Source organism: Mycolicibacter senuensis (assembly GCF_003284925.1).
Classification (GTDB): Bacteria; Actinomycetota; Actinomycetes; order Mycobacteriales; family Mycobacteriaceae; genus Mycobacterium; species Mycobacterium algericum_A.
Genome location: NZ_QMEX01000015.1, coordinates 1 through 21,100 on the forward strand (window position 1 = coordinate 1; position 21,100 = coordinate 21,100).

General features: G+C 68.0%; 13 protein-coding genes. 6 read left to right on the forward strand and 7 right to left on the reverse strand.

Annotation, left to right across the window (positions count from 1 at the left end; genetic code table 11):
- The 3 genes from DQP56_RS06860 to kstR form a co-directional block, all read right to left on the reverse strand.
- Positions 1 to 679 (reverse strand): SLC13 family permease (locus DQP56_RS06860; protein ID WP_435673830.1); only part of this gene is annotated, 679 nt, incomplete at its 3' end.
- Entirely contained in the window at positions 676 to 1,596 is a 921-nt protein-coding gene (locus DQP56_RS06865) for an MBL fold metallo-hydrolase (protein WP_112684214.1), read from the reverse strand. The genes DQP56_RS06865 and DQP56_RS06860, both read right to left, overlap by 4 nt.
- Positions 1,597 to 1,609: 13 nt before the next feature.
- A complete protein-coding gene (gene kstR / locus DQP56_RS06870) occupies positions 1,610 to 2,281 on the reverse strand; it encodes a cholesterol catabolism transcriptional regulator KstR (protein ID WP_112684215.1) in 672 nt (223 codons plus the stop codon).
- Between the two features lie 215 nt (positions 2,282 to 2,496).
- Here kstR and DQP56_RS06875 point away from each other — a divergent pair, with 215 nt between their 5' ends.
- Genes DQP56_RS06875 through glgB form a run of 3 tightly spaced genes read left to right on the forward strand, consistent with a single transcriptional unit; the run spans position 2,497 to position 8,983 of the window.
- Positions 2,497 to 4,629, forward strand: a complete 2,133-nt coding sequence (locus DQP56_RS06875) for an acyl-CoA dehydrogenase family protein (protein WP_112684216.1) — start codon at positions 2,497 to 2,499, stop codon at positions 4,627 to 4,629.
- Positions 4,630 to 4,680: 51 nt separating this feature from the next.
- Positions 4,681 to 6,747, forward strand: coding sequence for an alpha-1,4-glucan--maltose-1-phosphate maltosyltransferase (locus tag DQP56_RS06880; protein WP_112684217.1), 2,067 nt, complete (start codon positions 4,681 to 4,683; stop codon positions 6,745 to 6,747).
- Positions 6,748 to 6,760: 13 nt separating this feature from the next.
- Complete coding sequence (gene glgB / locus DQP56_RS06885) at positions 6,761 to 8,983, forward strand: 1,4-alpha-glucan branching protein GlgB (RefSeq protein WP_112684218.1); 2,223 nt, start codon at positions 6,761 to 6,763, stop codon at positions 8,981 to 8,983.
- Here the strand turns inward: glgB and DQP56_RS06890 are convergent.
- From DQP56_RS06890 to malQ, 3 genes are read right to left on the reverse strand one after another with little or no spacing between them, the layout of a single operon-like run.
- The gene (locus DQP56_RS06890; RefSeq protein ID WP_112684219.1) at positions 8,970 to 10,337 is read right to left on the reverse strand and encodes a maltokinase N-terminal cap-like domain-containing protein; all 1,368 of its coding nucleotides are present in this window, start codon (positions 10,335 to 10,337) and stop codon (positions 8,970 to 8,972) included. The two genes, glgB and DQP56_RS06890, sit on opposite strands and share 14 nt — an antisense overlap.
- Positions 10,334 to 12,124 carry a maltose alpha-D-glucosyltransferase gene (gene treS, locus DQP56_RS06895; RefSeq protein ID WP_112684220.1) on the reverse strand — a complete coding sequence of 597 codons (1,791 nt, stop codon included), beginning with the start codon at positions 12,122 to 12,124 and terminating at the stop codon, positions 10,334 to 10,336. The genes DQP56_RS06890 and treS overlap by 4 nt, the downstream gene beginning before the upstream one ends.
- Positions 12,125 to 12,154: 30 nt before the next feature.
- The gene (gene malQ, locus DQP56_RS06900; RefSeq protein WP_112684221.1) at positions 12,155 to 14,170 is read right to left on the reverse strand and encodes a 4-alpha-glucanotransferase; all 2,016 of its coding nucleotides are present in this window, start codon (positions 14,168 to 14,170) and stop codon (positions 12,155 to 12,157) included.
- A 223-nt stretch (positions 14,171 to 14,393) separates the two neighbouring features.
- Between malQ and glgX the strand changes: the two genes are divergently transcribed.
- The 3 genes from glgX to treZ are packed head-to-tail and all read left to right on the forward strand — an operon-like array spanning position 14,394 to position 20,542.
- Positions 14,394 to 16,526: a glycogen debranching protein GlgX gene (gene glgX, locus DQP56_RS06905; RefSeq protein WP_205868812.1), complete on the forward strand. Its 2,133-nt coding sequence runs from the start codon at positions 14,394 to 14,396 to the stop codon at positions 16,524 to 16,526.
- 4 nt (positions 16,527 to 16,530) lie between these two features.
- Complete coding sequence (gene treY, locus DQP56_RS06910) at positions 16,531 to 18,831, forward strand: malto-oligosyltrehalose synthase (RefSeq protein ID WP_112684223.1); 2,301 nt, start codon at positions 16,531 to 16,533, stop codon at positions 18,829 to 18,831.
- Positions 18,824 to 20,542: a malto-oligosyltrehalose trehalohydrolase gene (gene treZ, locus DQP56_RS06915; RefSeq protein WP_112684224.1), complete on the forward strand. Its 1,719-nt coding sequence runs from the start codon at positions 18,824 to 18,826 to the stop codon at positions 20,540 to 20,542. The genes treY and treZ overlap by 8 nt, the downstream gene beginning before the upstream one ends.
- Here the strand turns inward: treZ and DQP56_RS06920 are convergent.
- Positions 20,539 to 21,096 (reverse strand): hypothetical protein, encoded by a 558-nt coding sequence (locus DQP56_RS06920; protein WP_112684225.1) that lies wholly within the window; start codon positions 21,094 to 21,096, stop codon positions 20,539 to 20,541. The two genes, treZ and DQP56_RS06920, sit on opposite strands and share 4 nt — an antisense overlap.
- Positions 21,097 to 21,100: the final 4 nt, after the last annotated feature.

Below are 21,100 nucleotides of genomic sequence, written 5' to 3' on the forward strand. Positions count from 1 at the left end.
TCAAGCCCAGCACCACCAACGCGAACACCGGGACCGGCGGTGGCGGGCCGGCCCGCAGATGCTCCGGCGTCGCGCGCAGATCGGCGCGGAAGAACCACCTGAAGATCAGGTAGACGACCGCCGTCGCAACGAGCCACGGCGCCGCCATCAGCGCGGTGAACCGCACGAACGACAGGCCGGTCGCCTGGAAGGCCAGCAGGTTGGTCAGGTTGGACACCGGCAGCAGCAGGGACGCCGTGTTGGCCAGATGCGCGGTCGCATAGGCGTGCGGGCGCATCGGCGCGCGGCGGCGCCGGACCATCGTCAACACCACCGGGGTCAGCAGCACCACCGTCGCGTCCAGGCTCAATACCGCGGTCAGGCAGGCCGCGATGACGAAGACCCGGCGCAGCAGGTGCTGCGGCGGCCCGACATCGGCGCGGGCCATCGCCGCCCCGGCCGCCTCGAACAGCCCCTCGTCGTCGCAGAGTTGTGCCAGCACCAGCACCGCACCCAAAAACGCGACGACGTGCAGCAGCGTGGCGACTTCGGCTGCCGCGTCGTGCACCGAGATCGCCCCGGTCGCAACCAGGATGGCCGCGGCCGGCACGGCCGCGAACAGTTCCGGCCAGCCCCGCGGCCGGGCCACCGCGAAGCCCAGCACCACAACGAGCAGCAGCAGTGCGAGTATCGGATTCAGCGCCACGGGTCTTCGCGCCGCCACACCGTGGGAAGGTGCAGCGCGACGCCGTCGGCCGCGGCCAGCTCACACAGGATCCGCATCGAGAAATCCAGATCGTCGCCGGCGTAGGGCAACGCGCGCAACGGCTTTGACAGTGGCCGGAAGAAATCGTCCCAGTGGGTCAACACGACCGTCTTCGCGCCGACGGTGCGCACCGTCTCCGACCAGTAGTCGACGAGGTATTGGCGCGGTTGCAAACCGAGTTGGCCCACACCCAGGTACACCACCTCGGCGCGGTGCCCGGCCAGCGCGCCGGGAACGAACCCGGCGCTGCCGACGATCAGCAGGCCCCGCCCCGAGGGCCGGTGGGTCACCAGCGCCGACCACGCCTCACCGCACTTGTAGGCCGACGCCTTGACCGGCGGGACCACCGCGGTGGTGATGACCCCGGGGAAGCGGTCCGGCGGGCAGTGCCGTGACTTGACCAGGGTGACGTCGTAGGCGCCCAGCGTGATGGGTGCCCCCGCAACGGCGACGATCAGCCGATCGTCCGAGAGCCCTTGGCCGCGGCCGATATTGGCGGCTGAGAGGCCACCCACCAGTGCGGCACCGGTGCGTTCGGCCACCACCGCCGAGTCCAGCGCGTGATCGATGTGGGTGTGCAGGGGGATCACTGCGGCCAGCTCCCGCGCCCCGGCCCGGGCCAGGCAGCCGTCGATGCGAGCGGCCGACGGCGACACCTTGCGCAACGCCACCCGGGTCAGACCCGGACGCGAGAAGTAGCCGTCGGTCATCAGCGCCGACGACCCGTCGTCGATCAGCATGCTGGTCACGCCGAGCCACGTCACCCACAGCGGTGCGTCCGGCGCCGCGGCCGGGACGGTGAACCGGTGCTCGTACCTGCCGATGTCGGGGCGGCCGACTTTGAGACGCATCGGCGGGGCCGGGTCAGACCTTGGGGCTGTCGTCGTCGCCGATCAGCAACCGCACCGCCAGGTCCAGTCGCGTGGTGAAGTCGGTCGCAGACGCCCGCCGGGTCAGCCAGGCGAGCAGGTTGGACAGCCACACATCGGAGATGACCCGCGAGATGTGGTACTGCTCCTCGGTCGGCTCGCCGTCGCTCATCGCCTCGGCGAACATCGAGTCGATCAGCTTCTGGACGTGGTCGACCTCACCGGCGGCCGACGCGTCGGCGAAGACGTATGCCCGGGTCATGGCCTCGGTGAGCAGCGGGTTGCGCTGCATCGCGCGGTTGAGTTTGTTGACCACGAGGTTGAGCCGCTGATGCCGGGTGGTTTCGGCGTAGGTGGCCGGGTCGGGCTTGGTCTCGACCCGTGCGATCTCTCTGCCCATCGCCGAGACCAGCAGGTGGACCTTCGACGGGAAGTACCGGTAGAGGGTGCCCACGGCGACGTCGGCGCGGTCGGCGACCGCACGCATCTGCACCGCGTCGTAGCCGCCCTTGGAGGCGATCGCCAGCGTGGCGTCCAGGATGCGCTTGCGCCGTTCCCGCTGCGCCTCGGAACCGAGGTCGGACTCGGTCAGCACGGCCACGCTGGTGACCTCGCGGGGCTGGGTGCCGGCTCCGCGGCCCGGGTTGCTGTCGGCTGGTGACGACATGAGAGGGGCAGCTCCTTCAGTTGGCCTACTCGCCAGTAACGATACGCATCGGGTAGCTGAATCTCTGACTCCCAACACCGGCGGGACGTGATGTGTCCTGCCACAAGGGTTCGACTTGACGTTCGGACGCTGGCACTATTAGAACACGTTCTAGTGAGCGTGGTGGCCTTCTCGCCACGGAAATTCCATACCGCCATGACCCCGAGGAGTCCAGCGTGTCCCTGACCATCGACGACGAACAGCTTGCCGCCCGCGAGCTGGTTCGTGACTGGGCCGCCGCAGCGGGCACCGTGGCGGCGATTCGCGCCGTGGAACTGGGCGAAACCGACGCCTGGAAACCGGTTTTCGCCCGGCTGGCCGAGTTGGGTCTGTTCGGGGTGGCCGTCCCCGAGGAGTGCGGGGGTGCCGGCGGCCGGCTCGAAGACCTGTGCGCGATGGTCGACGAGGCCGCCAAGGCGCTGGTGCCAGGTCCGGTAGCGACCACGGCGCTGGCCACCCTGGTGGTCGCCGACCCCCAGCTGACCGAAGCCCTGGCCGCCGGTGAGCGGGTCGCCGGGGTTGCGATCGACGCCGACCTGCACTTCGATGCCGCGACCGGGAAGGTCTCCGGCACCGCCGAGCGGGTGCTGGGGGCGACCGCTGACGCGCTGCTGATGCTGCCGGCCGGGCAGGACTGGGTGCTGGTGGATTCCGGCGCCGACGGGGCCGACGTCGAGCCGCTGATCGCGACCGACTTCTCCCGGCCGCTGGCGAAGGTGACGTTGTCGGACACCCCGGCCGTCATTCTCGAGTCGGGCGGCCGGGTGGAGAACCTGGCGGTCACGGTGCTGTCCGCCGAGGCGGCCGGTGTCGCTCGCTGGGCACTGGACACCGCCGTCGCCTATGCGAAGGTGCGTGAGCAGTTCGGCAAGCCGATCGGCAGCTTCCAGGCCGTCAAGCACCTGTGCGCCGAGATGCTGTGCCGTGCCGAACAGGCGGCGGTGGCGGCCGCCGACGCGGCTCGCGCCGCCTCGGACTCCGATGAGCAGCAGTTCGCGATCGCGGCCGCGGTGGCCGCCGCGATCTGCATCGACGCCGCCAAGGCCAACGCCAAGGACTGCATCCAGGTGCTCGGCGGCATCGGCATCACCTGGGAACACGACGCCCACTTGTACCTGCGCCGGGCCTACGGCATCGGCCAGGCGCTGGGCGGACAGCAGCGCTGGCTGCGCCGTACCACCGCGCTGACCCGGGCCGGGGTGCGCCGCCGGCTCGAAGTCGACCTGGGCTCAGACGATGCGGCGGCCGATATCCGGCCCGAGATCGCCGCGGCGGCGGCCCGGATCGCCGCGCTACCCGAGGAGCAGCGCCAGGCCGCGCTGGCCGAGTCGGGTCTGCTGGCACCGCACTGGCCGGCGCCGTACGGGCGCGCGGCCGCTCCCGCCGAGCAGCTGGTGATCGACCAGGAGCTCGCCGCGGCCGGCGTCGGCCGTCCCGACCTGGTGGTGGGCTGGTGGGCGGCGCCGACGATCCTCGAGCACGGCACGCCCGAACAGATCGAGCGTTTCATCCCGGCCACCCTGACCGGCGAGGTGTTCTGGTGTCAGCTGTTCTCCGAGCCGGGCGCCGGCTCGGATCTGGCGGCGCTGCGAACCAAGGCGGTCAAGGTCGACGGCGGCTGGCGGTTGACCGGGCAGAAGGTATGGACCTCGCGGGCGCACGATTCGCAGTGGGGTGTCTGCCTGGCGCGGACGGATCCAGATGCTCCGAAACACAAGGGCATCACCTACTTCCTGGTCGACATGGCGGCCGAGGGCATCGACATCCGGCCGTTGCGGGAGATCACCGGTGAGGCGCTGTTCAACGAGGTCTTCCTCGACGACGTGTTCGTGCCCGACGAGATGGTGGTCGGCGGCGTCAACGACGGCTGGCGGCTGGCCCGCACCACACTGGCCAACGAGCGGGTCGCGATCGCCGGCGGTACCGCGCTGGGCAACCCGATGGAGGAACTGCTGAAAGCCCTGTTCGGCGGGCAGCACGATCAGGAACCCGACACCGCCACCGCCGACCGGCTGGCTCGGCTGATCATCGCCGCCCAGGCGGGTTCGTTGCTGGATCAGCGTATTGCGCAGCTCGCCGTCGGCGGTCAGGATCCCGGCTCGGAGTCCTCGGTCCGCAAGCTGATCGGGGTGCGCTACCGCCAGGACCTGGCCGAGTATCGGATGGAGGTGGCCGACGGGGCCGGCGCCGTGGCCGGGCGCCCGGTGCACGACTTCCTCAACACCCGCTGCCTCTCGATCGCCGGCGGCACCGAACAGATCCTGCTGACGCTGGCCGCTGAGCGGCTGCTGGGGCTGCCGCGCGGGTAGCTTTCCAGCACTGCGGGTACCCCCCTGTCGGAAACCCAGCCGACGAACGGAGTGGTGGTGCCGGGCCGAATCGTGGTCGATGGCGTTACGCCGGTTGTGTCCTGCGGCAGGTACCCCGCCAAAGCCGTGGTGGGGGAGGTAATACCGGTCGAGGCCGCCGTCTGGCGCGACGGACACGATGTTGTCGCGGCGACCTTGGCGGTGAGCTACCTCGGTCGCGACTACCCGGCACCCCCGGGTACGCGCGGTCTGGACCAGGACGCTCCGGAGGGCCGTGCCGCATGCCCGCGAACCGAGCCACTGCTGGCAACGATGGCGGCCGGTGCGCAACCCTACGTTTTTCACGGTCAGTTCGTGCCGGATCAGGTCGGGTTATGGTCGTTTCGGGTCGACGGCTGGACCGATTCGATCCGCAGCTGGCGCGACGCGGTGCTGGCCAAGCTCGACGCCGGCCAGGGTGAAGCCGAGCTGTCCAACGATCTGTTGATCGGCGCGGAGTTGTTCGACCGTGCCGCCGCAGCGGTACCGGTCGGCAGCCGCCGGCCGCTGTCGGCCGCCGCCGCCGCGTTACGCGACCCCGGCGATCCGCTGACCGGGTCGGCGCCGGCGTTGTCGGATGAGGTCGCCGAGCTACTCGCCCGCTATCCGCTGCGGGACCTGCTCACCCGGGGGACACAGCAGCTGGTCTGGGTGGATCGGCCGCTGGCCCGCTTCAGCGCCTGGTATGAGATGTTCCCGCGCTCCACCGGCGGCTGGGACTCGGCGGGAAACCCGGTGCACGGCACGCTGGCCACCGCGGCAGCAGCGCTGCCGCGCATCGCTGGGATGGGGTTCGACGTGGTGTACCTGCCGCCGATCCACCCGATCGGAAAGGTCCACCGGAAGGGCCGTGACAACAGCGCTGTCGCCGAGCCGGGTGACGTCGGTTCACCGTGGGCGATCGGCAGTGACGAGGGCGGTCACGACGCGGTGCACCCCGCGCTGGGCTCGCTCGATGATTTCGACCGCTTCGTCGCTCGGGCACGCGAGCTCGGGTTGGAGGTGGCCCTCGACCTGGCATTGCAGTGCGCGCCCGATCACCCGTGGGTTCGCCGGCATCGCCAGTGGTTCACCGAGTTGCCGGACGGGACGATCGCCTACGCCGAGAACCCCCCGAAGAAATACCAGGACATCTACCCACTGAACTTCGACAACGATCCGGCCGGCTTGTACGCCGAGGTGCTTCGGGTAGTGCAGCACTGGATCAAGCACGGGGTCAAGGTGTTTCGGGTCGACAATCCGCACACCAAGCCACCCGACTTCTGGGCGTGGCTGATCGCGAAGGTGAAGGCCGCCGATCCGGACGTGTTGTTCTTGTCTGAGGCGTTCACCCCGCCGGCACGCCAGTACGGTCTGGCCAAACTCGGCTTCACGCAGTCCTACACCTACTTTACCTGGCGCACGTCCAAGGCTGAGCTCGTCGAATTCGGCGACGAGATCGCCGAACTCGCTGATTTCCGGCGTCCGAACCTGTTCGTCAACACACCGGACATCCTGCATGCCAGCCTGCAGCACCACGGTCCCGGCATGTTCGCGATTCGGGCGGTGCTGGCGGCGACGATGGGCCCGGCGTGGGGGGTGTACTCCGGTTATGAGTTGTTCGAACACCAAGCCGTGCGTGAAGGAAGCGAAGAATACCTTCACTCCGAGAAATACGAGTTGCGGCCACGCGATTTCGCCACCGCCTTGCAGCAGGGACGATCGCTAGAACCGTTTATCGCGCGACTCAACGCCATTCGCCGCAGTCATCCCGCGCTGCAGCAACTACGAACCCTGCGCTTCCACCATGTCGACAACGATGCGCTGTTGGCATACAGCAAGTTCGATCCGGTCAGCGGCGACACGGTGCTGGTGGTGGTGACGCTGAACGCGTTCGCCGCCGAGGAGGCGACGCTGTCATTGGATATGGCGGCGTTGGGAATGCAGCCCTACCAGCGTTTCTGGGTGCGCGACGAGATCAGCGGGGAGGAATACCAGTGGGGACAGCAGAATTACGTGCGACTCGACCCGGGCCGCGCGATCGCCCATATCGTCAACATGCCGGTGATGGGCGCCGGCGTGCGAGCCGGCCTTGACTAAAGGGGAAGGCCCGATGACACGAAGCAAACGCACGCCCGCCGGCCGCCTGGCGGCGAATCCGGACGACATCAACCGGTTGCTGTCCGGTGTGTACCACGATCCCCACGCCATCCTCGGCGCCCACGACGACGGTGAACGCACGGTGATCCGAACGCTGCGACCGGGCGCTGCCGCGGTGACCGTCGTGGTGGGCGGCGACCGGTTGCCGATGAAGCAGCTGGCCGATGGACTGTTCGCCGCGACGTTGCCGTTCGCCGACTTGATCGACTACCGGCTGCTGATCGACTATCCCGGCGCCGCGGAACCGCAGACCACCGCCGACGGATATCGTTTCCTGCCGACGCTGGGCGAGGTTGACCTGCACCTGTTCGCCGAGGGCCGCCACGAACGGCTCTGGGAAGTGCTCGGCGCTCATCCGCGCACGTTCACCACCGCAGACGGGACCGTGACCGGGGTGTCGTTCGCGGTGTGGGCGCCCAACGCCGCCGGAGTGGGCCTGATCAGTGACGTCACCGGTTGGGAGGGCATCGGCGCACCGATGCGGGCGCTCGGCTCTTCGGGCGTGTGGGAGCTGTTCTGGCCGGACTTTCCCATCGGCGGCCTGTACAAGTTCCGGATTCACGGCGCCGACGACGTCGTCACCGAACGCGCCGATCCGATGGCGTTCTCCGCCGAAGTCCCGCCGCAGACCGCCTCCCGGGTGGCTACCAGCGGTCATAGGTGGCACGACGACGATTGGATGAGCCGGCGCCCCGGGGGGAATCCGGCCCTGGAGCCGATGAGCATCTACGAGGTGCACCTGGGGTCGTGGCGGCCGGGCCTGAGTTATCGCCAGCTCGCGGTGGAGCTGACCGACTACGTTGTGCAGCACGGCTTCACCCATGTCGAGCTGCTGCCGGTCGCCGAGCATCCGTTCGGCGGGTCCTGGGGTTATCAGGTCACGTCGTACTACGCGCCGACCGCGCGCTTTGGCACACCCGACGATTTCCGGGCGTTGGTCGATGCGCTGCACCGCGCCGGCATCGGTGTCATCGTGGACTGGGTGCCGGCGCACTTCCCCAAAGACGCGTGGGCGCTGGGCCGGTTCGACGGCACCCCGCTCTATGAGCACGCCGACCCGCGCCGTGGTGAACAGCTCGACTGGGGCACCTACGTGTTCGACTTCGGTCGTCCGGAGGTGCGCAACTTCCTGGTGGCCAATGCGCTGTACTGGCTGACCGAGTTCCACGTCGACGGGCTGCGGGTGGATGCCGTGGCGTCGATGCTGTATCTGGATTACTCCCGTCCCGCCGGCGGCTGGACACCCAACATCTACGGTGGCCGGGAGAACCTCGAGGCGGTGCAGTTCCTGCAGGAGCTGAACGCGACCGCGCACCGGGTGGCGCCGGGAATCGTGACCATCGCCGAGGAGTCGACCTCCTGGCCCGGCGTGACCCGCGATACCGGCCTGGGCGGCCTGGGCTTTTCGATGAAGTGGAACATGGGCTGGATGCACGACACGCTGTCCTATCTCGGTCACGATCCGGTGCACCGCTCCTATCACCACCATGAGATGACGTTCTCGATGCTGTATGCCTACAGCGAGAACTTCGTGCTGCCGATCAGCCACGACGAAGTGGTGCACGGCAAGGGCACGCTGTGGAGCCGGATGCCCGGCGACGATCACGCCAAGGCCGCCGGGGTGCGCTCGCTGCTGGCCTACCAGTGGGCGCATCCGGGCAAGCAGTTGCTGTTTATGGGCCAGGAATTCGGCCAGCGCGCCGAGTGGTCCGAGGAACGGGGGCTGGACTGGTTTCAGCTCGACCCGGACCGGCAGGATGGTGGCTTCTCCACCGGAATCCTCCGCCTGACAAGAGATCTCAATGCCATCTACCGAAGCCATCCCGCGTTATGGAGCGAAGACATCAACCCGGCCGGCTACTCCTGGATCGACGCGAACGACTCCGCCAACAATGTGCTGAGCTTCTTGCGCTACGCAACGGACGGATCGGTGCTGGCCGCCGTGTTCAACTTCTCCGGTGTCGCGCACAGCGACTACCGTCTCGGGCTACCGACCGCCGGCCACTGGCGAGAGGTGCTCAACACCGATGCCGTCGATTACCACGGCGGCGGCGCCGGCAACCTCGGTGGCGTGGACGCTGTCGACGAACCCCGCCACGGTCGTCCGGCCTCGGCCGTGCTGGTGCTGCCACCGCTGTCGGCGCTGTGGCTGGAGCCCGAGATCACGCCGGGTTGATAGGCGTGAGCCGGGTCAGCGCCCGCAGCGGAATCGGCAGCCAGCCGGGCCGGTGCCGGGCCTCGTACCCGGCCTCATAGACCGCCTTGTCGACCTCGTAGGCGGCCAATAGCTCCGCTGAATCCCGCGGATCGGCACCCGATTCCGCTCCATACCCTTCGCAGAAGGCGGTGCGGCAGCGATCCAGCCATTCGCGGGCGCGGGTGGCCAATTGCCGGTCCTGCCCGTCGCGTGACAGGTCGGCCAATTTCCCGTAGGCGGCGTAGTCGTAGGACCGCAACACACCGGCGACATCCCGCAGCGGCGAGTCCGGCCGCCGCCGTTCGGACAGCGGGGCGCCCGGTTCGCCCTCGAAATCGATGAGCAGCCAACCGTTGGGGGTGCGCAACACCTGGCCCAGATGCAGGTCACCGTGGACTCGCTGCACCGTGATCGGCTGTCCGGCCAGGGCCTGGAAGCGCTGTTCGATGGCCCCGACGTGCGGGCGCACTTCGGGCACCAGCGCCGCCGTCTCCGACAATCGCGACAGCAAGGCCTCCGCCGGAAACTTCGCTTGCGATGTACCGAAGCTGTCGGCCAGCGTTCGGTGCACCGAGGCGACGGCCTCACCGAGCCGGTACGATTCGCCGGCGAAGTCGCCACCCACTTCGTGGGCGTACAGATCCGCTTCGGCGAAGAGGTCGCGCACACTGGCGGTGGCCATCGCCCAGCCCTCGGCCGAGTTCATCGCGTACTCGCTGACCATGCCCAACGCGTAGGGCACCGCGCCGGACTCGCCGGGCAACTCGATCTGATAGCAGCCCAACAATCGCGGCACGTGCGGATTGGCCGCCTGGCCCAGCGCCGCGTTCAACTCGATGTCGGGATTGATGCCCTCCTTCAACCGCCGGAACACCTTGAGGACCACTTCTTCCTCGATGATCACGCTGGTGTTGCTCTGCTCGGCCTCCGATACCCGAGAGTCCGCCCGCACCGGCAGCGACACCCCCTCCTGGGGGGTGAACGTGACCTCGCCACGGGTGGCCGACGAGTCGATCAGCGACAACAGCACCCTGACTGCGGCCGCGTCATACAACGCGTCATAGGCGGTGTGGCCCCGATAGGTTCCGATCATCGCGATCTGGGCGTACTCCGGGGCCAGCTCCACGTCCCAGCTGATCACCACCTGATAGCGCTCGCCGGCGCCGTCGGTGTAGGCGACATCGAGCAAGACCAGATCCAGTCCGTCGTCGATCGCCACCACCAGGGCGGGCTCGGCTGCGGCCAGCTCCCGATTACGTCCCGCGTACCAGCGTCGGGTCGGCAGCCATTCCGCCCACGGCAGTCCCGCCGGCTCGCCGGTGCCACCGGTCATGACATGTCCTCCTTCGGCTCGCACAGCTGGAACCAGTAGAAGCCGTGCCCGGGCAGCGTGAGCAGATACGGGAGTTTTCCGATCGGCGGGAACTCCACGGACCCGGTCAGCTCCACCGGCGTACGGCCATCCCAGTGCTGCAGATTCAGTTCGATCGGCTGGGGAAACCGCGACAGGTTGTTGACGCACAGCACCGTGTGGCCCTCGTCGCCGGACAATTCGCGCACATAGGCCAGCACCGACGGATTGGAGCCGCCCAGTTCCCGGAACCCGCCGAGGGCGAATGCGTCGTACCGGCGCCGGATGGCGAGCATGGTGCGAGTCCAGTTCAGCAATGAGGTGGAGGTGTCGCGTTGCGCTTCGACGTTGACCGACTGATGGCCGTAGACCGCGTCTTGAATGGGCGGCAGGTAGAGCCGGCCGGGATTGGCGGTGGAGAAACCGGCGTTGCGGTCGGGGGTCCACTGCATCGGGGTGCGCACCGCGTCGCGGTCGCCCAGCCAGATGATGTCGCCCATCCCGATCTCGTCGCCGTAGTAGAGGATGGGTGAGCCGGGCAGCGACAGCAACAATGCGGTGAACAGTTCGATCTGGTTGCGGTCCTTGTCCAGCAGTGGTGCCAGCCGCCGCCGGATTCCCACGTTCGCCTTCATCCTGGGGTCTTTCGCGTATTCGGCGTACATGTAATCGCGCTCGTCGTCGGTGACCATCTCCAATGTCAGCTCATCGTGGTTGCGCAAAAAGATCCCCCACTGCGCCAGCTCCGGGATCGGTGGTGTCTGGGCCAGGATCTCCGAGATCGGAAAGCGCGATTCACGGCGCACCGCCATGAAAATGCGTGGCATCAACGGGAAATGGAAGGCCATGTGGCACTCGTCGCCGCCGGTCTCGGGATCACCGAAATATTCGACGACGTCGCTGGGCCATTGGTTCGCCTCGGCCAGCAGCACCCGGCCGGGGAACTCCTCGTCGACCACCTTGCGGCAGCGTTTCAGGAAAGCGTGTGTCTCGGGGAGGTTTTCGCAGTTGGTGCCTTCCCGTTCGAACAGGTAGGGCACCGCGTCCAGCCGAAAGCCGTCGATGCCGAGGTTCAGCCAGAACCGCAGCACGTCGATCATCGCTTCCTGCACCGCCGGGTTCTCATAGTTCAGGTCGGGCTGGTGGGAGAAGAACCGGTGCCAGTAGAACTGCTTGCGCACCGCGTCGAACGTCCAGTTGGACTCCTCGGTGTCGACGAAGATGATTCGGGCGTCGGCGTACCGTTCGCTGGTGTCACTCCACACGTAGAAGTCACCGTGCGGGCCGTCCGGGTCATGCCGCGACTGCTGAAACCAGGGGTGGCTGTCGGAGGTGTGGTTCATCACCAGGTCGGTGATGATCCGGATGCCGCGCCGGTGTGCCGCGTCGAGCAGTTCGACGAAGTCATCGACGGTGCCGAACTCCGGCAACACCTTGTAGAAGTCACGGATGTCATAACCACCGTCGCGCAACGGCGAATCGTAGAACGGTGGCAGCCACAGGCAATCGACGCCGAGCCACTGCAGGTAGTCCAATCGCTCGGTCAGGCCGCGTAGGTCGCCGATGCCATCGCCGTTGGAGTCGTAGAACGCCCGAACCAGCACCTCGTAGAACACCGCACGCTTGAACCAGACGGGGTCGGCGGGCAGTGCCGCGGCGTCACCGAAATCATCGGCGGTCGGATGCTCCACGAGGCCGTGTTCGACATGGCTGCCGGCTGCCGGGTCTGGGGGGTGCTGACCGAACTCGTCGTCAACGTCGGTGGCCATATTTCGACATGTACCCGATTCGCGTCGCGATTACCTGCCATCCGGGGGATCGTGCACGTCGCCGGGCCTCGGCACGCCACCCGGTGAGAACAATGCCGCGGTCCGGGCGACTCTCGGATCGGCGCGCAACTGTTCGAACGACTCGCGCAGCGGCAGCCGCCAGTTCGGATATTCATCGACGGTGCCGGGCAGATTGGGCTGGCGGGGTTCGGCCAATACGTCATAGGGGGAGATGAGTTTCAGCCGGCTCGGGGTGGCGGCCAGCAAGCGGTGCATGGCGTCGATGATCTCGGGTTCGTCCGCGTCGTCGCGGGGCTCGAGCAGCCCTTCGGAGCGCAGCAGCGCCAGCCATTCGGCCCGTTCGCGCTCGGCGGCGGCTTGGGCGGCCGCCGCGTCGTCGAGCAGGCCCCGCTCGGCGCGGGCCGCGACGTGCTGGGCACGCAGGAATCCGGCCGCGGTGGGCAGGTCGTGGGTGGAGATACTGGCGGCCACCTGCGCCGGCCACTTCGCCGGTGGCAGCAGCGGCTGGCCCGGTGCCGATTCGTCGCGGGTGAACCAGGAGACGGCGCAGCCCAGCATGCCGTTGCCGGCCAGTGTCCGGGTGACCTCCGGTTCGACGGTGCCCAGATCCTCGCCGATGACGACAGCATCGGCGCGATGGGCTTCCAGCGCCAGCACCGCCAGCATGACGTCGGCGTCGTAGTGGACGTAGGTGCCGCGATCCGGGCTTTCTCCGGGCAGGATCCACCACAGCCGCCACAGGCCGGCGACGTGATCGATGCGCACCCCGTCGGCGTGGGCGAGTACGGCACGCAGCATGTCGCGCACCGCGGTGTAGCCGGTGGCGGCCAACCGGTCCGGTCGCCACGGCGGTAGCCGCCAGTCCTGACCGTGCGGGCTGAACGTGTCCGGGGGCGCCCCGACGCTGGCCGCACCGGCCAGCAGGTCGGCCAGTGCCCAGGCATCGGCGCCGTCGGCGTCCACGCCGACGGGCAAGTCGTGCAGTACCCCCAGCGCCATGCCCGAGTCCGTTGCGGCGCGCTGCACCGCCGCCAGTTGTTCCTCGCAGCGCTGTTGCACCCAGGCGTGAAACGCGATCCTCGGTGCGAGCTCCCGACGTGCGGCCGCCACCGCGGGCCCGGCCGCATCGTGCAGCGACGCCGGCCACCTCGTCCACCTGCCGCCGTGGCGCTCGGCCAGCGCACAGTAGGTCGCCCAGTCGCGCAACGCGGTGTTGCCGGGCGACTCGTCCAGCGGGGACGGGCGGCCGTCGGCGCGCCAGAGCGACTCCAGGGCGGCCCGTTTGGCCGCCCAGACCAGGTCGTAGTCGATCCGCGCCGTGTCGGCAGCAACCCGCAGCGCATCGACCTCCGCCCGGGTGTCCGGGTCGGCGCGGTGATAGACCGCGAGGTCGGGGATGCACAGCGCCAGCGGATTGGCGAACCGCCGGCTCGACGGCGTGTACGGCGAAGGCTGCACCGGATGGGTAGGGCCCGGGGCGTGCAGCGGGTTGAGCAACACCGCTCCGGCGCCGTGCTCGCCGGCCGTCCAGCACACCCAGTCCCGCAGGTCCGACAGGTCGCCGATACCCCACGAACGGGCGGACCGCACCGCGTAGAGCTGCAGCATCCATCCCCAGGTGGCCGGGGCCGCCGGCGCCCGCGGGGGAGCGGCGACCAGTGTGACCTGCCGACCATCGCGCAGCGCAAGCTCATACCAACCGGGCGGCAGGCCGGCGGGCAGTTCGTCGCGCACCGTCCGGCGTTCGCCGTCCTCACTCACCAGCTGGGTGGCCCCGGGAAGCGGCTGCGCACGCCCGGTCACCCGCACCGCCACCGTGGGCGGCGCGGCGCCGGCGCGATCGGGCTGGTCCAGTCGGGCCAACTCGCGACGCCGCTCGGTTTCGTCGCCCGCTTCGACGTCGAGCAGCCGAAGTATCCGGATCACCACGTCGGCGTCGACCTGCACCAGCTCCCGCCGCTCATTGCGATAGCAGCTCGCCACGCCGTGCGCGGCCGCCAGCCGGCGCAGGTCATCAGGCACCACGACAACGGCTATACCCGCAGCCGGAACCTTTCAACAAGATCAGCGAGGACCGCGCGATGACCGTAGTGTCGTAGCCGACGAGAGTTTGGCCATCCGGCAGGCGGGTAGCCACGACCGAGTGTCGCGGAAACGGACGGCCTGACCAGATTGAGTGAATATGGGCATTACCCGAAATCCGGAGAGGAAGGTCAGCGCAGTCACGGAAGCAGCCGAGAAACCACCGGTGTCACCGACCGTCTGGCCTGGCAGCAGCGCCCCGCTCGGAGCCGGCTACGACGGCGGTGGCACCAACTTCGCGCTGTTCTCCGAAATCGCCGAGCGGGTGGAGCTCTGCCTGATCGACGAGAACGGCGAGCAGACCTGCATCCCGCTCGAGGAGGTGGACGGCTACGTCTGGCACGCCTACCTGCCGACGGTCTCGCCCGGGCAGCATTACGGCTTTCGGGTGCACGGGCCGTTCGAACCGGCCGACGGGCACCGTTGTGATTCCAGCAAGCTGTTACTGGACCCCTACGGACGGGCGTTCGCCGGGGACTTCGACTTCGGACAGGCGCTGTTCTCCTATGACATGACGGCCGGCGGCGAAGCGGTGAGCGCCGAAACCCTGCCGAGGGTCGATTCGCTGGGCCACACCATGACCAGCGTGGTGATCAACCCGTACTTCGACTGGGCATCCGATCGCCCACCGAAGACGCCCTACCACGAAACGATCATCTACGAGACCCATGTGAAGGGCATGACACAGACCCATCCGGACATCCCGGAGGAACTGCGCGGCACCTACGCCGGCCTGGCCCACCCGGTCGTGATCGAGCACCTCAAGGCGCTCAACGTCACGGCGGTCGAACTGATGCCGGTACACCAGTTCATGCACGATGACCGACTGTTGCAGCTGGGCCTGCGAAACTATTGGGGTTACAACACTTTCGGCTTCTTCGCCCCGCACAGCCAGTATGCGGCGAACCGGACGCCGGGTGCCGCCGTGGCGGAGTTCAAGACCATGGTGCGCACCTTCCACGAAGCCGGTATCGAGGTGATCCTCGACGTGGTCTACAACCACACGGCCGAGGGCAACCATCTCGGCCCGACCATCAATTTCCGGGGCATCGACAACGCCGCCTACTACCGGCTCGTCGAAGAGGACCGCAGTCGCTACATGGATTACACCGGTACGGGCAACAGCCTCAATGCCCGCAACCCGCATGCGTTGCAGCTGATCATGGATTCACTGCGCTACTGGGTGACCGAGATGCACGTCGACGGCTTCCGCTTCGACCTGGCATCGACGCTGGCCCGCGAATTCTATGATGTCGACCGCCTTTCAGCGTTTTTCGACCTGATCCAGCAGGACCCGGTGGTCAGCCAGGTCAAGCTGATCGCCGAACCCTGGGATGTCGGCGAAGGCGGCTACCAGGTCGGCAACTTTCCTGCCTTGTGGACCGAATGGAACGGGAAGTACCGCGACACCGTGCGCGACTTCTGGCGTGGTGAGCCGGAGACGCTGGGCGAGTTCGCCTCCCGGCTCACCGGGTCATCGGACCTCTACGAGGCCACCGGGCGCCGGCCCGGCGCCAGTATCAACTTCGTCGTCGCCCACGACGGCTTCACCCTGCACGACCTGGTCTCCTACAACGAGAAACACAACGAGGCCAACGGCGACGACAACACCGACGGCGAGAGCCACAACCGGTCGTGGAACTGCGGCGTCGAAGGCCCCACCGACGACCCGGACATCCTGGCGCTACGGGGCCGCCAGATGCGCAACATCATGGCCACCCTGATGCTGTCGCAAGGCACGCCGATGATCGCGCACGGTGACGAAATCGGCCGCACGCAGCACGGCAACAACAACGCCTACTGTCAGGACTCCGAACTGGCTTGGATGGATTGGTCACTGGCTCAGACCAATGCCGATCTGCTGGACTTCACCCGCCGGGTGACGCAGCTTCGCAAAGACCATCCGGTGTTTCGCCGGCGCCGCTTTTTCGAGGGCCTTCCGGCGCGCCACGGCGACGAGGTCGGCGACATCGCGTGGTTCACCCCCGCCGGGCAGGAGATGAACCAGGACGACTGGGACAGCGGATTCGACAAGTGCATCATGGTCTTTCTCAACGGTGAGGCGATCCGCGAGCCCGACGTACGTGGCCAGCGCATCGTGGATGACTCCTTCCTGCTGTGCTTCAATGCGCACCAGGATGAGGTCGAATTCGCCGTTCCCGGACCGGATTACGCACAGGAATGGAGCGTCGAACTAGACACCGCCGAGCCGGCGGCAACGGATGAACGGGTGGTGCCGGCAACGGCCGCGTTGCCCGTTGCGGGGCGTTCGCTGCTCGTCTTGCGGAAAGTGCGCTGAGGCGATGACGCCGCGGCCGGTGCTGTCCACCTATCGGTTGCAGCTGCGCGGCCCGGACAGCGGATTCGCGTTCACCTTCGCCGACGCCGAAGGGCTGCTGGACTACTTCGACGATCTGGGCGTCTCGCACCTTTACCTGTCACCGGTTATGACCGCGGTACGCGGCTCGGCGCACGGCTACGACGTGGTCGATCCGACCACCGTGTCTGCCGAGCTGGGCGGTGCGCAGGGGTTGGCGCGGCTGGCGGCGGCCGCGCATGCCCGCGGAATCGGTCTGATCGTCGACATCGTGCCCAATCACGTCGGGGTGGCGAAACCGGAGCAGAACCGGTGGTGGTGGGATGTGCTCAAGCACGGGCGTTCCTCGCCGTACTCGGTGTTCTTCGATATCGATTGGGAGCTGGGTGACGGCCGGATCATCCTGCCGGTGCTGGGATCTGACGGCGACGTCGCCGATCTGGCGGTCGACGGTGAACGGCTGCGACTGGGTGATCTGGTGTTTCCGATCGCGCCGGGTACCGGGACCGGAACCGGCGCGCAGGTTCACGACCGCCAGCACTACCGGCTGGTCGGGTGGCGTAACGGCACGTGTGGATACCGGCGCTTTTTCTCGATCACGTCGCTGGCGGGTCTGCGGCAAGAGGATCGGACGGTGTTCGATGCCTGGCACGCCGAGCTGTCTCGCTGGTTTCACGACGGTCTCGTCGACGGCGTGCGGGTAGATCACCCGGACGGGCTGTCGGATCCGTGTGAGTATCTGGAATGGCTGCGTGCCCTGGTGGGAGCCGATGCCTGGATTGTCGTCGAGAAGATTCTGGCCGTCGACGAATCGCTTGAGCCGACCCTGCCGGTGGCCGGCTCCACCGGCTACGACGTGCTGCGGGAGATCGGCGGGTTGTTCATCGACCCGAATGGCGAGCCGGCGCTGACCGAGCTGGTCGAGACCGCCGGGGTCGACTATCGCGCGATGCCGACGTTGCTGGCCGAACAGAAGGAGATCACGGCCGCCGAGACGCTGGGCAGCGAACTGGCTCGGCTGTGCCGTTGCGTGGTGAGCGCCACCGGCGCGGACCATCCGCTGCTGTCCGAAGCCATCGTGGCCCTGCTCGGCCGGCTGGGCGTCTACCGCAGCGACTACCCCGGCCTGGTGGCGACACTATCGGTGGCGTTGGCTGAAACGCAGTCTGGCAAACCGGAACTCGGCGAACCGCTGGCATTGCTGGCGGCCGCGATCGCCGTCGACGGGCAGTGCTCGACCCGGTTGCAGCAGCTGTGCGGGGCGGTGACCGCCAAGGCGATCGAAGACTGCCTGTTCTACCGCGATGCCCGGCTGGTCTCGCTCAACGAGGTCGGCGGCGACCCGCAGTGTTTCGGGGTGGGGGCGGCCGAATTTCATGATCGGGCCGCGACCCGGGCGCGGTGCTGGCCGCACACCATGACTACGCTGTCCACCCACGACACCAAACGCGGCGAGGACGTGCGGGCCCGCATCGGCGTGCTGTCACAGGTGCCCTCGTTGTGGGCCGAGTTCGTTGCCCGGTGGGAGGCCGTTGTCCCATCGCCGGACCTGGCGACCGGACTGTTCCTCTGGCAGAACATCTTCGGGGTATGGCCGCTGGACGGCACGACGGCCCCCGCGTTACGGGAGCGGCTGCACGCCTACGCGCAGAAGGCGGTACGCGAAGCCGGCCGCCGTACCTCATGGCACGACCCCGACACCGAGTTCGAGGATGCGGTACACCGCTGGCTCGACGACGTACTGGACGGACCGATCGCCAAGCAACTGACCGAGTTCGTCACCGAACTCGCTCCGCACATCGAAAGCGACATGTTGGGCCAGAAACTCCTGGCGTTGACCGTTCCCGGCATCCCGGACGTGTATCAGGGCACCGAACTGCCAGAGGACAGTCTGGTCGACCCGGACAACCGGCGAGCGGTCGACTACACCGCGCGCCGTGCGGCATTCACGTCGTTGCGGCACCCGAAGATGCGGGTCGTCGCCGCGGCGCTGCGAATGCGGCGAGCGCGTCCGGACACCTTCCGGCACGGCGGCTATCACCCCGTGCTGGCGTCGGGTCCGGCCGCCGAACACGTCGTCGCCTTCGCCAGGGGTCACGACGTGGTGGTAGCGGTCAGCCGCTGGACGGTGCGGCTGCGCGACACCGGATGGCGCGACACCGTCGTCGCGATCCCGCCGGGGCGCTGGGTCGACGCACTGTCGGGCGTCGAGCACAGCGGACCGACACCGGCCGCGGAGTTGTTCGCCACGCTGCCGGTAGCCCTGCTGGAGCGCGTCGATGACTGACTTCGCCGTCTGGGCGCCGGCCTCGGCAACCGTCGCCCTCGATGTCGATGGGGTCTCCTACCCGATGACCCGTGCCGACGGCGGCTGGTGGCGGACGACGGTCGAGGCCCGCGCCGACGCCCGCTACGGCTATCTGCTCGATGACGACCCCGCGGTGCTGCCGGATCCGCGGTCGGCCCGTCAGCCCGACGGCGTGCACGCGCGCTCGGCGTTGTGGGACGAGACCGGCCCGGCTTGGACCGACGACGACTGGGCGGGGAAGCCGGTCGAAGGCGCGGTGATCTACGAACTGCACATCGGCACCTTCACCCCGGCCGGCACCTTCGATTCGGCCATCGCGAAGCTAGATCACCTGGTCGACTTGGGTGTCGACTTCGTCGAACTGATGCCGATCAATGCCTTCTCCGGGACGCACGGCTGGGGATACGACGGGGTGCTGTGGTACGCGGTACACGAACCCTATGGCGGCCCGGACGGGCTGGCGCGCTTCGTCGATGCCTGCCACGGCCGCGGCCTGGGAGTGTTGATCGACGCCGTCTTCAACCACCTCGGGCCGTCCGGGAACTACCTGCCCCGCTTCGGCCCGTACCTGTCGCAAGCACGCAATCCCTGGGGCAACGCCATCAACATCGACGGCCCCGACTCCGACGAAGTACGCCGCTACATCATCGACTGCGCGCTGCGCTGGATGCGTGTCTTCCACGCCGACGGCCTGCGGCTCGATGCCGTGCACGCGCTGGTGGACACCACGGCGATCCACCTTCTCGAGGAACTGGCCGCCGAGACCGACGCGCTCGCAGCGCAGTTGGGCCGCCCGCTGTCGCTCATCGCCGAAAGCGACCGCAACGACCCGCGGACCATCACCCGTCGTGAAGACGGAGGGTATGGGATCACCGCGCAATGGGACGATGACATCCACCATGCCATCCACACCGCGGTATCCGGTGAGCGACAAGGTTATTACGCTGACTTCGGCAGTATCGCCACGCTGGCGACCACGCTGCGTAACGGCTTCTTCCACGCCGCCACGTACTCGTCGTTCCGGCGCCGGCGGCACGGTCGTCCACTGCCCACCTCGCAGATCCCGGCCACCCGGCTGCTGGCGTACACCTGCACCCACGACCAGGTTGGCAACCGGGCGCTCGGTGACCGCCCCTCGCAGTACCTGACCGCCGGCCAGCTCGCGATCAAGGCGGCGCTGGTGCTGCTATCGCCGTACACCGCAATGCTTTTCATGGGTGAGGAATGGGGCGCGCTGACCCCTTTTCAGTTCTTCACCTCGCATGAGGACCCGCAAGTGGCACGCGCTACCGCCGAGGGCCGCAAAGCCGAGTTCGCCGAGCACGGCTGGGACGCCGACGAGATCCCGGACCCCCAGGACCCCGATACCTTCCGGCGATCCAAGCTGGACTGGGACGAGGCCGACGGGCACCGCCATCGGCAGCTGCTCGGCGTCTACCGGGCGCTGATCGGGCTGCGCGCCGAAGCGGATCTGGCCGATCCCTGGCTGACCCATCTCACGATCGACTACGACGAGGACGACCGCTGGATCGCCATGCGCCGTGGTCGGTTGGTGCTCATCTGCAACCTGGGTGAGGCCACGGTGGGCGTTCCGGTGTCCGGCGAGCCGGTGCTGGCGTGGGGATCACCGGGCTACGGCGAGGAGACGACGCGGTTGCCGGGGCACACGTTCGCGGTGCTGCGGACTTAGAACACCGTCTGGGCGCAGGTGGACGGCGTGGTCAGGTTGACCCCGCTGTAGACCACCTGGATGTGGGTGCACACGATCACGTTGGCGTCGGTCTTGGGCCGGCCGGTGGAGTACTCCAACACGTCGATGCTGCCGTTGGTCTGGTACTTCTCCGGTGGGCCTTCGCCGTAGTACATCGACTGGATCACCGCGCCGGTGCCGTCCTTGAACACCTTCGTTCCCGGCCCGCCGCGGTCCTTGAACCAGCCCTCACCGCCGTCGGTGTGCACGTCGAGATACGCGGTCCGCTTCGAAGAGCGGATCTCGGTGCTCTGGCGGGCCCACAGGTCGGGCGGGAAGCCGGTCAACCCCTCCGGCGTCTGCAGTCGCACCCCGACCGTGAAACGGCACAGCGGCGGCGCGGCGCAGTCCACCCAACTGTGGGTCTGCAGCTGATCGAACTCGTTGACCGGCATCAGACTGGTCTTGGTGTCACTCGCCGCCGCGGAGATCGCGGGCGGGATCAGCGCGGCCAACAGCGTCACCGTGGCCGGCACCATCAGCAACCGTTTCATGTCG

Coding starts and splice junctions, on each gene's coding strand:
- treZ (WP_112684224.1), top strand. CDS start 18,824: ATGACTGACTTCGCCGTCTGGGCGCCGGCCTCGGCAACCGTCGCCCTC.
- treS (WP_112684220.1), bottom strand. CDS start 12,124: ATGGCCACCGACGTTGACGACGAGTTCGGTCAGCACCCCCCAGACCCG.
- treY (WP_112684223.1), top strand. CDS start 16,531: ATGACGCCGCGGCCGGTGCTGTCCACCTATCGGTTGCAGCTGCGCGGC.
- DQP56_RS06920 (WP_112684225.1), bottom strand. CDS start 21,096: ATGAAACGGTTGCTGATGGTGCCGGCCACGGTGACGCTGTTGGCCGCG.
- DQP56_RS06865 (WP_112684214.1), bottom strand. CDS start 1,596: ATGCGTCTCAAAGTCGGCCGCCCCGACATCGGCAGGTACGAGCACCGG.
- kstR (WP_112684215.1), bottom strand. CDS start 2,281: ATGTCGTCACCAGCCGACAGCAACCCGGGCCGCGGAGCCGGCACCCAG.
- DQP56_RS06890 (WP_112684219.1), bottom strand. CDS start 10,337: ATGACCGGTGGCACCGGCGAGCCGGCGGGACTGCCGTGGGCGGAATGG.
- glgB (WP_112684218.1), top strand. CDS start 6,761: ATGACACGAAGCAAACGCACGCCCGCCGGCCGCCTGGCGGCGAATCCG.